This window comes from Fictibacillus phosphorivorans (assembly GCF_001629705.1).
Taxonomy (GTDB): Bacteria; Bacillota; Bacilli; order Bacillales; family Fictibacillaceae; genus Fictibacillus; species Fictibacillus phosphorivorans_A.
The window spans coordinates 4089212-4103043 of sequence record NZ_CP015378.1 but is presented as its reverse complement, the minus strand read 5'-3'; the positions used below and the strand labels follow the sequence as shown (position 1 = coordinate 4103043).

11 protein-coding genes and 1 pseudogene are annotated in these 13832 nt (G+C 41.4%); 6 read left to right on the top strand and 6 right to left on the bottom strand.

All coding sequences use genetic code 11. The features are described from left to right. Positions 1-49: 49 nt before the first annotated feature. The 3 genes and pseudogenes from proC to ABE65_RS20755 all read left to right on the top strand — a co-directional run bounded on the left by proC (position 50) and on the right by ABE65_RS20755 (position 3235). On the top strand, positions 50-859 hold the full coding sequence (proC, locus tag ABE65_RS20765) for a pyrroline-5-carboxylate reductase (protein WP_066399308.1): 810 nt from the start codon (positions 50-52) through the stop codon (positions 857-859). Beyond that, a pseudogene (locus tag ABE65_RS20760) lies at positions 860-1930 on the top strand (DEAD/DEAH box helicase); the annotation flags it as partial. It lies immediately after the preceding gene. Between the two features lie 213 nt (positions 1931-2143). After that, entirely contained in the window at positions 2144-3235 is a 1092-nt protein-coding gene (locus ABE65_RS20755; protein ID WP_066399305.1) for a Delta(10) desaturase DesB, read from the top strand. Between the two features lie 165 nt (positions 3236-3400). Here ABE65_RS20755 and ABE65_RS21670 read toward each other — a convergent pair whose 3' ends face one another. Beyond that, positions 3401-3925: a hypothetical protein gene (locus ABE65_RS21670; RefSeq protein WP_156499225.1), complete on the bottom strand. Its 525-nt coding sequence runs from the start codon at positions 3923-3925 to the stop codon at positions 3401-3403. A 48-nt stretch (positions 3926-3973) separates the two neighbouring features. Then, positions 3974-4384, bottom strand: a complete 411-nt coding sequence (locus ABE65_RS21665) for a nuclease-related domain-containing protein (protein WP_082861538.1) — start codon at positions 4382-4384, stop codon at positions 3974-3976. 121 nt (positions 4385-4505) lie between these two features. Here ABE65_RS21665 and ABE65_RS20745 point away from each other — a divergent pair, with 121 nt between their 5' ends. Continuing rightward, positions 4506-4820 carry a hypothetical protein gene (locus ABE65_RS20745; protein WP_066399302.1) on the top strand — a complete coding sequence of 105 codons (315 nt, stop codon included), beginning with the start codon at positions 4506-4508 and terminating at the stop codon, positions 4818-4820. Between the two features lie 41 nt (positions 4821-4861). Here the strand turns inward: ABE65_RS20745 and ABE65_RS20740 are convergent, their stop codons facing one another. The 3 genes from ABE65_RS20740 to ABE65_RS20730 all read right to left on the bottom strand — a co-directional run bounded on the left by ABE65_RS20740 (position 4862) and on the right by ABE65_RS20730 (position 9323). Then, positions 4862-6526, bottom strand: a complete 1665-nt coding sequence (locus tag ABE65_RS20740) for a glycoside hydrolase family 13 protein (protein ID WP_066399299.1) — start codon at positions 6524-6526, stop codon at positions 4862-4864. 289 nt (positions 6527-6815) lie between these two features. Further along, positions 6816-7607: an endonuclease/exonuclease/phosphatase family protein gene (locus ABE65_RS20735; protein ID WP_066399293.1), complete on the bottom strand. Its 792-nt coding sequence runs from the start codon at positions 7605-7607 to the stop codon at positions 6816-6818. Positions 7608-7610: 3 nt separating this feature from the next. Beyond that, positions 7611-9323, bottom strand: coding sequence for a PTS transporter subunit IIBC (locus ABE65_RS20730; RefSeq protein ID WP_082861537.1), 1713 nt, complete (start codon positions 9321-9323; stop codon positions 7611-7613). A gap of 272 nt (positions 9324-9595) precedes the next feature. On the opposite strand from ABE65_RS20730, the gene ABE65_RS20725 reads away from it, so the two are divergent. Further along, positions 9596-9967, top strand: coding sequence for a VOC family protein (locus ABE65_RS20725; protein ID WP_066399287.1), 372 nt, complete (start codon positions 9596-9598; stop codon positions 9965-9967). A gap of 69 nt (positions 9968-10036) precedes the next feature. Here ABE65_RS20725 and ABE65_RS20720 read toward each other — a convergent pair whose 3' ends face one another. Beyond that, entirely contained in the window at positions 10037-11002 is a 966-nt protein-coding gene (locus tag ABE65_RS20720) for an aldo/keto reductase (RefSeq protein WP_066399286.1), read from the bottom strand. A 249-nt stretch (positions 11003-11251) separates the two neighbouring features. On the opposite strand from ABE65_RS20720, the gene ABE65_RS20715 reads away from it, so the two are divergent. Beyond that, positions 11252-13624, top strand: a complete 2373-nt coding sequence (locus ABE65_RS20715; RefSeq protein ID WP_066399285.1) for a M14 family zinc carboxypeptidase — start codon at positions 11252-11254, stop codon at positions 13622-13624. Positions 13625-13832: the final 208 nt, after the last annotated feature.

The window sequence follows — 13832 nt, the reverse complement described above, 5'->3', positions numbered from 1 at the left end:
TATAAGTAGATATTTCCCTTTATAAAAGATAGAAAGAAGTGCATAGAGTATGGAGAAAAAAATAGGATTTATAGGTTTTGGAAAGATGGCGCAAGCGATGGCAGGAGGTATGATCAGTTCAGGCTTGATCAGTCCTGATCAGATTATCGCGAGCATGCGAACGGAAAAGACACGCCTGTATGTAGAGAAGCAATATGGTATTCACACGTTCTCGTCAAACAGTGATGTGGCAAAAGCAGCAGACGTGCTGTTTCTTGCGGTAGCGCCATATTCTTATTTTGAAGTGATTGAAGAGGTAAAGGAATTCGTAAAACCTGATGCGATCATCGTAACGATTGCAGCTGGGATTACAACGGAAGACGTGGAGCACGCTTTCGGAAAACAAATGAAAGTGGTACGAACGATGCCGAACACCCCATCACTTGTCGGAGCAGGTATGACGGCTGTTTCTGTAAATGATGAGATAACGGATGATGAACTGCAGACGGTTGAGGAGTTGCTCGGCAGCTTCGGTAAAGTAGAAGTGATAGTAGAATCTCAGATGGATGCGATTCCTGCGATCAGCGGTTCTTCACCAGCTTACGTGTACATGATGATTGAGGCGATGGCAGACGGAGGCGTAGTACAAGGCTTGTCACGTGATCAATCCTATCGTTTAGCGGCACAAGCGGTTTTAGGAGCAGCGCAGATGGTGCTTGAAACAGGAAAGCATCCTGGCGAGTTAAAAGATCAAGTAACGTCTCCAGGTGGAGCAACGATTGCGGCAGTCGCAACACTCGAGCAAGAACGTTTTCGTGGTGCAGTGTTAGCGGCAATGGAAAGCTGCACAGAAAAAGTAAAGAAATTGGGGAAAAAGTAGATGGGTTTTAAAGAATTAGGGATTCATGATGAATTGATAGATATTTTGCTTCAAAACGGAATCGGTGAACCTACACCTATTCAAAAGGAAACGATTCCTGTCATCTTAGAGGGTAAGGATGTTGTGGGACAAGCTCAAACGGGTACGGGAAAGACACTTGCTTTCGTGCTTCCTCTTCTGCAAAAAGTTGATGCTGAACGGGATGCGGTTCAAGGGTTGATCGTCGCACCGACGCGTGAGCTTGCCATTCAGATCACAGCTGAAGTACGCAAACTTACAGAAGCTCTCGGTGAGATCAACGTGCTCGCTGTTTACGGTGGGCAGGATGTGATCGCGCAGATGCACAAGCTAGAGGGCAAGGTACATGTTGTTGTCGCAACACCTGGAAGACTGCTTGATCATATTCGACGAGAGACGATCGACTTATCTCATGTTTCAACGTTCGTGCTAGATGAAGCGGATCAGATGCTTCATATCGGATTTTTAGATGATATAGAAGACATCATGTATGAGGTGCCTGAAGATCGCCAAACGTTACTTTTTTCCGCGACGATGCCTGATGAAGTGAAAAAGCTGGCTGAAACGTATACCAATGATCCTCAAGATATTCATGTGAAAACGAAACAGATTACATTAAAAGAAATTCGCCAGCGAATCGTGGAAACAACAGATCGAGGGAAGCAGAACGATCTCGTTCAAACGATCAGACTGCTGCGTCCGTATTTAGCGATTATTTTTTGCCGAACGAAAAGAAGAGCCAGCAAGTTGAACGAAGCGCTGCAAAATATGGGTTATAACTCTGATGAACTGCATGGCGATCTTTCTCAAGCGAAGCGAGAGGACGTGATGCGACGCTTTCGTGAAGGGGAGATTCAGTTTTTAGTAGCTACGGATGTAGCAGCACGCGGTCTTGATGTTGACGGTGTAACACATGTATTTAATTACGACATCGCGCTCGATGCAGAAAGCTATATTCATCGAATCGGAAGAACGGGACGTGCTGGAGGAAAAGGACTCGCGGTGACGTTCGTTGCTCAGAAAGACCGACGTTTGCTACAGGTGATCGAAAGAGAGACAGATCAAAAGTTAAACGTGTTAAAACTTGAATATATGTAAGATTATTTCTTTTGAAAGTAGGCTATCCTTTGGATGGTCCCTTTTTTTGTGGGTACATAATACCAACTATTATTACCAGGTAACAAAAACGGTTGCTTCATAAAACAATCCTTGTTACGATAGTATTGTACGAGAATTCGAAAGAGTCAGATTAGAGGAGTTGAGCAAATGAAAGATCTACAATCGTTTGGCTGGTATGCAGCAAAAATCGCTCCAAAGCTGCCGAAAGAAGCCTTTAAGCCAGTGCCTTCAAGATTATGGGGAGGACTAGTCTACTTATTGATCGCAATCGCCGGTATTTTAGTTATCGGGTTATTGAATAATTTACACCCTTGGTTAGGGATTGGAATCGCTGTAATATTAGGAACGTGTTTTGCGGGAATGGGCTTCTTAGGCCATGAGATCCTGCACGGCACCGTTATCCGAAAGCCTTGGCTTCGTGACTTTTTAGGAGCAGTTGCCTTTTGGCCGTTAAGTGTAGGACCGAAATTATGGAGAAAGTGGCACAATACAACGCACCACGTTCATACTCAACATGATGGAAAAGACCCGGATGCATGGCCGACGCTAGAGAACTTGTCTCACAAACCATTGCTTCAAAAAGTGTACAAGCTTCCAATGTGGATGCGTTCGATCGTAAGCTTTGCTTTTTTATCTGTTTCATTTACGCTGCACGGACTTTTCATGTTCAAACGGTTTATTACAGAGTTCAAACCAAGCAAACGTCCTTCCGTATGGATTCAACTGCTATTGCCGTGGGCGATGTGGCTAGGATTGTTAGCATGGCTAGGACCGGTTAAATGGTTCTTTGCGGTATTGCTGCCATTGTTGATCGCAAACGCGATCGTAATGAGCTATATCTCAACCAATCACCGCTTGAACCCAATGACAGACGTGAACGATCCGTTAGCGAACAGCTTAACGGTTACGGTTCCAAAATGGATCGATGTGATTCATTTTAACTTCTCTTACCATACGGAGCATCATCTGTTCCCGGGTATGAGTCCAAAATATTACCCGCTCGTGAAAAAGCACATCAAAGAGATGTGGCCAGAGCGCTATCACGAGATGCCGCACTGGAAAGCACTTGTTGCACTATGGAAGACACCTCATGTGTACTTTAACCAGACTCAGTTTGTTGATCCAGCACCAGGGAATCTGTATCCTTCGCTTGGTTATGGGATGAATCAGAATGAAACTGTGGAAGAGAAGAAGCGGAAACGTAAATCAGTGAGCCGCACGTCGAAAAGCATCCATTAATTTGGGTGTTTTTTGTTTGTGCAGTGGTTGGTGCGTTGGGTTTCGAGAATGGACAGATTAATTGCTGAATTGGACAGATTATATGCAAGATTGGACAGATTATTGCTCGAAATGGACAGATTAAATACAAGAATGGACAGATTCAATACTCAATCGGACAGATTATTATTTCTGAAGGTCTTTTAAGGAGCTTAAATCATATGTTCGCCCTCTTGTTGCACCTGTATAAGGCAATTTCATAGATACTAAGAGCTTGGATGCTACCGAAATAGAAGAAAGCTTCAGAAAATCACGTGCTTGCTGGTTGGTTATCGTATTTTGGATGAAAAGGGAGTAATCTTTGAGCGCCCTTATGTGGGGATTCCTGCTTGAATGTGAACAATGCGGACAATTCCAGGTACGATAGCCTTTTATCATCCCAAAAACAAAACACCCCTCACACTGCACCCCCTTAATAATCATCTCCTTACTAATCTTATACCGCTCCATGACATCTACATCCCGTGGGGTGTGTTCTTTGATCAATCGTCGGGTAATCTTGTTCATTACATCTCCAGCAACAATGACATGCTGTTTATACTTTAGTTGAAGCTGCCGGATACGGTCTAGCAGCTGAACACTATGAATCACTTTTTTCGATATACGGCTCGATACATCGTTTGTCTTCAGAACAGATTGCGAATGAGTCATAACAACAAGAGTCTCGATGGGAACAGTGGGGTATTTATTTTTACTAAGTCAGTGCTCAAGCTGGTATTTTTGTCGTTCAACTTGTGAAATAGGATCTTGAAAGGGTTCTTCTATACCGTTTTTTGTGCGTATTAGTTGATTGAAAGTATGATCGAAGAAAAGGTTTCCGGAGATGTTCTTCACTTCAATAATAAGAATGTAGGTGGGATTTACAATAAGCGTGTCGATTTGAAAAAAAGTAGATTCATGGGGAATTCGAAGGTCGTGCAGAACGTGGCATTCTTTCTTGTTCGGAAGCATGTTCAAAAAATAGTTGATAGAGTCTTCGCCGCGGTAACCGGCCGTCATCTTACTCAGTTCTACTTCAAGACTCTGTCTAACAAAATCGTCATCTAAACGGTTCATCAAGAGCTGAAGCTTATCCATATAAATGGGCTTGATCCTTACCTTTTTTATCATAGCATCACTCCTCACGTTAAAATTCTCCTTCTATCCCAAAAAGTCCTTTTAAAAAGCTATAGGATTGATCGAAGGATTGGTAGAATAGAGGGAGAGATTTGTTACTGAAGGAGAAGAAATAATGAAAAAAGAACTAAACTGTGATAGCTGTTTGATGCCGATCAAACAAAGAGAAGAGCTGCGTACCGTATGGGCCTTTTTTAAGTTGCGACCGTATCATAGATCGTGTTATGAAAATTCCTTAAGAGGGGCGGGGCTTGTAGGAACTCAGCCGATCAATGGATTTTCAGGAAATTTAACAGCGCTTGTTGCGTTTGTTTTAGCGTGGTTACCGTTATTCACGAATTTATCGCCTGTTTTAACAATCGTGGGTACGTTGATTGTACTTCTGCGACTGTATTCCTTTATTCGGTTTGAAAAAAGATTGCCACATTAAAAAAGCGTGCTCTCCCTAATCGGATAGCACGCTTTTGTTTGTTAAGCTTTCACGCGATATACACGCGCTTCATACGGTTGTAACGCTACGCTTGTTACATCGTCATGAGCTGCAACTTCTTTATTTGCTAATAACAGATCATTAGCGTTCAACTTCAATTCTGTTTCAAACTTCGCTTCCGTCTTAGAAAGGTTCGTGATCACAACGATCTTTTCCTCTCCAAGTGTACGAGTGTACGCATAGATCTGCTCATCTTCTTCAAGGATCAGATCATATACACCGTACGTGAAGACTTCGTTCTTTTTTTTTAATGCGATCATTTTCTTATAAAAGCTTAAGATCGAATGCTCGTCTTGTTCTTGCTTTTCCACGTTGATTTCTGTGAAATTCGGATTGACTTTCATCCAAGGAGTACCCGTTGTGAATCCAGCGTTCTCATCACTGTTCCACTGCATCGGAGTACGGCTGTTGTCACGAGACGATGCCCAGATCACAGACATGATATCTTCGTGTGAAACGCCTTCTTCGCGCTTGATGCGGTAACGATTTTTGTCAGCGACATCATCATAATCTTCAATCGAGTCAAACTGTACATTCGTCATTCCAATCTCTTGGCCTTGATAGATGAACGGTGTTCCTTGCATCAAGAAATACATCGCGCCGAAGCTCGTTGCACTTTCATACCAAAACTCATCATCATTGCCCCAAGTGGAAACAACGCGTGGTTTGTCATGGTTTTCAATGAACAGTGCGTTCCAGCCTTCTTTTTCAAGACCTTTTTGCCAGCGTGTTAACACTTTTTTCAGTTCAACGATATCTACTTCCGGATTGGTTTCTGCATCCCAGAGGCCGAGGTGTTCGAATTGGAAGATCATGTCCATCTTTCCGTTTTCTTTTCCTACCCAAAGGTCCGCTTCGTCAATCTTAACGCCGTTTGCTTCACCAACCGTCATTACATCATAGTTTGCGTATGTGCGGTCTTTGAACTCTTGAAGGAACGTGTGAATGCCTTTTTGGTTCATGTGCATGTCAAAGGAAGACACGTACTTTTCGTTCTTCGGGTTCGGCATGTCAGGGAAGCCATCACGCTTTTTAATATGGCTGATCGCATCGATACGGAAACCGTCGATTCCTTTATCCAACCACCAGTTAACTGTGTCATAAAGAGCTTCGCGAACCTCTGGGTTTTCCCAGTTTACGTCTGGTTGTTTTGTTGAGAAAACATGGAGGTAATATTGATCTGTCTTTTCATCATATTGCCATGCAGATCCGGAGAAAATACTTTCCCAGTTGTTTGGCTCTTTGCCGTCTTTACCGTCTCTCCAAATGTACCAATCGCGCTTTGGATTTTCTTTAGATGAACGAGACTCGATGAACCATTGGTGCTCGTCACTCGTATGGTTAAGAACTAGGTCAATGATCAGCTTCATATCACGCTTATGAACTTCCTCCATCAGGAGATCAAAGTCTTCCATCGTTCCAAAGTCGTCCATGATATCTTGATAATCGGAAATGTCGTAACCATTATCGTCATTTGGCGATTTGTACATTGGGCAGATCCAGATCACGTCGATACCAAGGTCTTTAATATAATCTAAACGTTGAATGATCCCTTTTAGATCGCCGATTCCGTCTCCATTAGAATCTTGGAAGCTGCGAGGGTAAATTTGATAGCCAACGGCTTCTTTCCACCAAACTTTTTCCATAATGTTACCTCCATGTTTTCTCTTTAACAACACGCCAGTAGATACCGCAAAACGGCTCCCCATGGTTTGTTTGATTTAAATATTTTTCCGTACTTTTCGTTGCTATTGTGGGAGTTGATTTCCGTTTCAGGTGCTTCGCTTTCCGCGGGGCAGGCGGTGAGTCACATTCGGACGTTTCACTCTTAAGTGTCTCACCTGCCCGCCTGTCCCGCAGGAGTCTCACACCTTCCACTGCAATCAATTTATCTAAGAAGCTGATTAAGAAACAAAACCATAAAAAGCGAATTCTTTAAATCTCTATCGTCACAGCCACACCTGCATGATCGGAGACCACTGGTGTTTCTTTACCGTTAAAACGAACAGATGATTGAACCACATCAACAGGCTTGCTGCTTAAAATATAATCAATCCTGCGACCAGCTTCATTGTTATCCCAGCCAGCAATAGAACCGATGATCGTTAACCCATCATCTTTCTCTGCAGCCAGTTCGTACGTATCGTAAAGCCCTTTTTCTTTTACGTAGTCAAAGCCTTCGCCACAAACGTTCGCATCGTTGTTTAAGTCACCCATGATAAAAGAAAGACCTTCTTCAGGAATGTACTGCATCAAACGATCGAACTGACCTTTAAAGGGTTCGATGTCATCTTCCCACCAGCCAAAGTGCCCGGAGAAGAATTGAATATCTTGTCCTTCATAAGAGATGGTTGCTTTTACGATTTTGCGTGTTTTCCAGTTGTGCATATCTTGTAGATCAGAAACAAAAAAGCTTTCATGAGACGTAATTGGATGGCGGCTGATGATCGCCAATCCTTCTTCGTACGTTACATAGCCATAGTGGGCCATGTCCCATACAAAGTCATAATCTTCAACGCCAAGTTTCTTCAATAGCTCTAAAAGAACAAGGGCATAATTATCTTTTTTGATATTGTCTTTGACAAGAGAAGAGTCTATCGACTGCATGACCTCTTGAAATGCGATAACATCATAACGCTCACTCGCGATATCGCGAGCAAGCATCTCTAATTTCTCCATCTGGTTCTCTTCTTGCCAAGCATGAACGTTTAACGTTAATAGCTTCATGAATTACATCCCCAAACGATCTTGAATATCAGATTTTAATACGTCAGCTTTTGGTCCGTAAATCGCTTGAACACCTTTATCTTTAATGATCAGACCAAGTGCTCCGTTCTCTTTCCACTCTTTTTCTGTGCCAACGCCAGTTGCATCCTTAACCGTTACACGAAGGCGAGTCATACAAGCGTCAACGTCCTCGATGTTGTCAGCTCCACCTAAAAGCGTGATGATCGCTGAAGCTTGAGAGTTGTCTGATCCTGTTGCTGCTTCATTTTTAGCAGGTGCAGCATCAGCTTCTGTTGTTTCGATATAGTTACCTGCACGACCTGGAGTAGGCAGGTTGAACTTTTTGATCAATACGTAGAAGATCGAGAAGTTTAATCCAAAGAATACGATACACGTTACAGCAAAGTTGATTAAGTCACGTGTTAATCCTGCTTTTACAAGCAATGGTGTACGAGTAAGTAGCTCGATAAAACCGAATGAGTGAACACGTACGTGGATTAGATCCGCTACTGCGAACGCAAGTCCAGTTGTGATTGCGTAAACAACATAAAGAAGTGGAGCAGCAAACATGAACATGAATTCGATCGGCTCCGTTACACCTGTTAAGAATACAGCGAGTGCTGCAGATAAGAACATAGACTTGTACTTTTTGCGCTTGTCTTTATCAACGTTCATGTACATCGCAAGAGCGATCGCTACAAGAGATGCCGTTGAAAGAACAACTTGTCCCATTTTAAAACGAGCAGGTACTACATCATTTAAAAGTGCTTGATACGCTTTTGTATCTCCAGCCGCTAAGAAATTGTTAAGATCATTGATCCAAGCCAACCATAGTGGATCTTGTCCTGCTACAGAAGATCCTGCTCCTGAACCAGTCATGATTTGATACGTTCCGCCGAGCTCCGTGTAGTTGATCGGCACTGTTAACATGTGGTGAAGACCAAATGGTAACAATAGTCGTTCTAGTGTACCGAACACGAATGGCGCGATAACTGGAGCCGTGTTACGAGATGTTGCAATCCATTTACCAAAGTCATTCAGCAGTGATTGGATAAACGGCCAAATTAAAGCTAGTAGTAAAGCTGTAACCACTGACCATAAAATAACAGCGAATGGTACAAAACGCTTTCCGTTAAAGAATGCTAATGCATTTGGAAGCTTGTTGTAGTTGTAGTACTTGTTAAATAGAACAGCACCTAGGAAACCGGAAATGATTCCGACGAATACTCCCATATTTAGTGCTGGAGCGCCAAGGATTGAAGTGAAATAATCACCAACAACGAGTTCGCTGCCAAAAAGTGATTTTACTTTTGCGCCTTCTTCAAGCATCATCGCGCTGTTCACGCCGAAGATTGCTCCTGTAATACGGTTGATCAAGATGAACGCGATTACGGCTGCGAATGCACCGCCAGCACGTTCCTTCGCCCAAGATCCCCCGATCGCTACCGCAAATAAGATGTGCAGATTTGTAATGATCGCCCATCCGATGTCTTCCATAACACGAGCAATCGTTTGCACTAATGTCATGTCGCCACCGAACATAGCGATAACTTTACCTAGTGATATCATCAAACCGGCAGCTGGCATAACCGCTACTACTACAAGAAGCGCTTTACCTAGCTTTTGCCAGAAATCAAATGAAATGAGTTTTCCACGTTGTTTCAAAACGATTTCCTCCTTAAGTATATATCTTTCGTTGTCTTTTTGAAATCGCATTCAGTAGATTGCGAAAAAAATTGAATCGCTTACAAATTTGTATATGCACGTTGGTGCAATCGTTTGCATTAGTGATTGTAAAATAAAACGGTTTCATTTACAAGTAATATTTCTAAAAAAGTGAGTAAAAAAGTTTTTCCAGATGTTTTGGTATGTATTTCGTAAGATTACATTGGACGATCGATCTTTATGAAATTTTATTAAAATAGCAGGTATTTTTAGAAATTGGAAGAAAGAGGTATATTGAAAAAACGAAGCAAGGGGAGAAGGATATGAGTAATTCATTTATTGAACAAGTACATTATATTAGAATTCCTGTAAAAGATTTAGAACCATCAGCACATTGGTATAGAGATATATTAGGGCTCCAGTTGTTAAATATTACAGAAGAGCTGGCAATTATAAAAGTAAATGAAGGACCATTCTTAATCATCTTAGTTCCTACTCAAGATGAAACTTTTGCACATTTTACAGTCAACAACGAACAAGAATTCAGCATTGGTTTTACGAGTCCCGAATTAGCTAAATTTCATGAACACTTGATTGATAATCAGGTTAAGGTCGATGATATCAAAGAAGATAATGGTCATGCATTCTTTCACTTTTATGATCCGAATGGTAATAAGTTGCAAGCACACTGGTAAGATTTCAATAGGACGTGCATATTGGAATTTGTTTAACAGTTGTTCCATATAAACAAAGTTGACTCGTTATTACGAGCCAACTTTGTTTAAGCATCTCAAATTTTTTTTTACCGTGTCTACCTTTCGCATACCGATCATCGTGGACAAGATACCCGGTGTATTTAAAACCATAGACATCAACTCATCTACATTCTTGTGTTGATGATTAGCAAGTCTTCCACAATCTAAAGGGGCACTTGTTGTGACGTGAACGCGTAACTCTTCTGCAGCTTGAAATAGTGTTCTCCATTTACCGTTGATTTGCTGGTTCTCATCGTTTGCAGCTCTCTGATTCGATTGGTTGAACGGAGCTTGGATAAAACACAGATGGTGTGAGTTTCCTGCAACTGATTGGGCAACATTGATCACTTTCTCCAAAGAGATGTAACCAGATGTGCCAGGAGACTCAGTAAAAGCTGACCAAACCGCTAAACCATAATAGCGAATCAAACCTTTCTCCACTTGCTGTTCATAAAACGAGAACAAGCTTTTAAGTTTTTGATAAAAGACTTCCTCCCCTAAAACGATCAAAGAAACTTCAGGGTTATGAATGTAATGGACATCTATGTAGTCAACATGCATGTGTTTTAAACTTTGCTGGATAGCAAATTCATAAAAAGAAGCTTCCATAACGTGTTTGTGATGGTCGATGATCTGTAGATCAGAAAGCTGAAGAATATCTTTTTTCAATAAAACTTTCTGCAGGTATTGATCAGGACGAAGTTGAGCGTCTATATCACCAGGTACGATACCAGCTTTCGTAGACAAAAAAACATCTTTCCTGTTGATCTGCTTTTCCTTTTGAATGAGCGTTTCTAAAACACTACCAATATCGCGCTCCGAACGCATCCCTCGATAATTAAGTGCAGTATCAATAAAGTTAATTCTTTTTAAAAGCGCAAATTCAATAGATGCCTGATAGAGAAGTGAGTCTTCTTCATTCATTTTCCCCAGATGTGTGCCGATGGCTATTCTCGAAACCTCACTAATTTCCATGCATTTCAACCCCCTCTCTGAATATCCAAATTATAACATTACCTCTCGTTATTTTTTATTGAAGTCTTTTATAAGAATAAAGAACTATGAATATTTACTCATTTATATTTCTTTAGACTTTTTATAGAGGTATCAACTATAGTCTATTGAATATTAATTCTGGTGAAATAATCTTGAAAAAGAGATTGAATAAAAATTCATATTTAAGTATAATTATTTTGTTTTTGGAAGAGGAAGGGGATAAACAACATGTTGAAGAAACAATGGGTAGCAGGTGTTATGAGTTTGAGTTTGCTGTCATCGATGCCATTTGCTGTATCGGCAGAAGCACCACAAAAAAAGTGGTCGTATGTTAATAGTTTTGAAGAGGCTGATGGAAGTCCGTTTAACTCTGAGCATTATGACTTTGTGAAATATTCAAAGATTGGTTCGATCTTAAAGAAGATTGATAGAGAAAGTAATCGCGTAACCCTCGAACAAAAAGGGGTTTCATCTAAAGGATATCCAATGTATGTAGTTACGATCTCAAATACAGAGGATAAGGGCAAATATGGACATTATAAAAAACTACGTAAAGAAATGTTCAGAAATCCTCAGAAAGCACAAGATTGGATTGCTGAGAATCCTGATTTTAAAGTACCGGTGATGATCAATGGATCTATCCATGGAACTGAATACATAGGGTCGGATGCTGTTCTTCAGCTGATCAATCGTTTTGCTAATGCTAATGATGAAGAAACAAAAGAAATTCTAGACAGCAACATACTTATTTTTAACGTGGTGGCAAATCCAGATGGTCGTGTTGACGGCACTCGCTTCAACGGAAACGGTATCGATTTAAACCGTGACTTTATCACTCTTTCACAAGCGGAAACGAAACAAACTGTTGATCTGATCACAGAGTGGAATCCGATGGTCTTCTTAGATCTTCACGGATATGTGAACAGTGATGACGGAAAACCTGGATTGATCGAGCCGTGTACGCCGCCTCATAACCCGAACTATGAATATGACCTGTTCTCTAAATGGGCATTAGATCAAGCAAAAGCGATGGAAGCAGAAATCGTTGGAAATAAAGCAAACTATGAAACAGATCTCTATAAAAATATGACAGGAACCTATATTCCGCAGCGTGATGACAGCGCAGGTTGGGACGATTATCCACCAATCTTCACACCGATGTATGCGATGTATCATGGGGCATACGGCTACACGTTAGAAGCACCGACAAACAACTGGGATGGTGTGAGATGGGCAAACGATGCTGTGATGGGAGCATTGAAATTTGCTGAGCAGAACAAACAAGGAATGCTTACAGATCAAATTGAGATCTTTGAGCGTGGCATTAATTTTGATCACCCTTACCATGAAGAAGGATTTTTCCCGAATGCCTATGTTTTACCTGTAAATGAAAAGGATCCGACGGTTACAGAAAAAGCAGTGAACCATCTTATTGAAAATGATATTTCTGTAGAAAAAGCCGTTAAAGCTTTTTCAGTAAAAGGACAAACCTACCCGGCTGGCACATATATCGTTTCAATGAGCCAAGCAAAGGCTGGACTCGCAAACACAATGTTATGGGATGGCGAGGATATCACGAACGATACGCCAGCTATGTATGACATATCAGCTTGGAGTCTACCAGAATTATGGGGCTTTGAAGCGATTGAAGTGGATGAAAAGGTGAATGCAAAAACAAAGCCTGTGAAAGAAGCGGAATATGAAGGCTCCTTACAAGGAAAAGGGCCTTATGTGATTTCTAACAGCTCTGTCCAAGCGGTAAAACTAGTAAACGATCTTATGAAAAAAGGTGAGCGTGTATATAAAGACGGTGCAGGAAATTTCTATATAGAAAACCTCTCCTCAAGAAATAAGAAGCTCGTGAAAGAGTCAGGAATTAAGCTGCATTCAGCGAAACTGCCAGCTCAAAAAGAAAAGCTTTCAACACTAAAAGTAGCTGTATTAAAAGATGGCGGTATGAATAAAGCACAAAGTCATGCGGGTACAAAGCTTGCATTAGAACGACTCGGTTTCTCAGTAACAGAAGTGACACCAAAAGAAGTTGCAGAAAAGGGTCTATCTTCGTACGATGCGTTTCTATATGCCGGAACGGACGCATTGATGCAATACGAGAATGTGAGAGAAGCGAATAAGCCATTTGTAATTGGCAGCAAGCAGGCTTATGACAGTTTCAAAAACAACGTGCAAACATTTATTAATAATGGTGGAAAATATATTTCAGTAGGCGCTGGTGGTGCGAAAGCTTCAAGTCAGCTCGGCTTAACAACGATAAAGGTAAATACGGGCGGCTCCAACAGCAACGGAATTGTCAATGTAAACTATGAAAAAGATGAAGTGACAGCTGGCTATAAAGAGGCAGATCTCGGATTTGTTTATCGACCAGTCTGGTTTACAGAGTTAGGAAACTCAAAATCGATCGCAACGTTAGGAGACGGTGACTTCTTTGTTGCGGGGCACTGGAAAAATAACCAACAAGCAGCTGGTCAAGCCGTTATTGTAGAAGAAGCACAAAAAGACGTTACGTTGATCGGACTCGAAGCAGGATTTCGTGATCACACGGATTATCTGTTCCGTTTATTGTCCAACGCGCTATATCAGTAATAGAGCCTTTCTCGTTGACAACAAGTTAAGCACTGCATTACTTTTATAGGGAAAGTTTACCCTGTTTAATAGGACCTGAAGAGCATTGAACTTGTTTCTTGCTCTTTGGTCTTTCTTTATATCAAAGATTCAGCTTTTATCTTTTGATTTTCTACATCATCGAATTTGATTGGAGTGTAAGGTGCGAGACTCCTGGGGGATCAGCGGG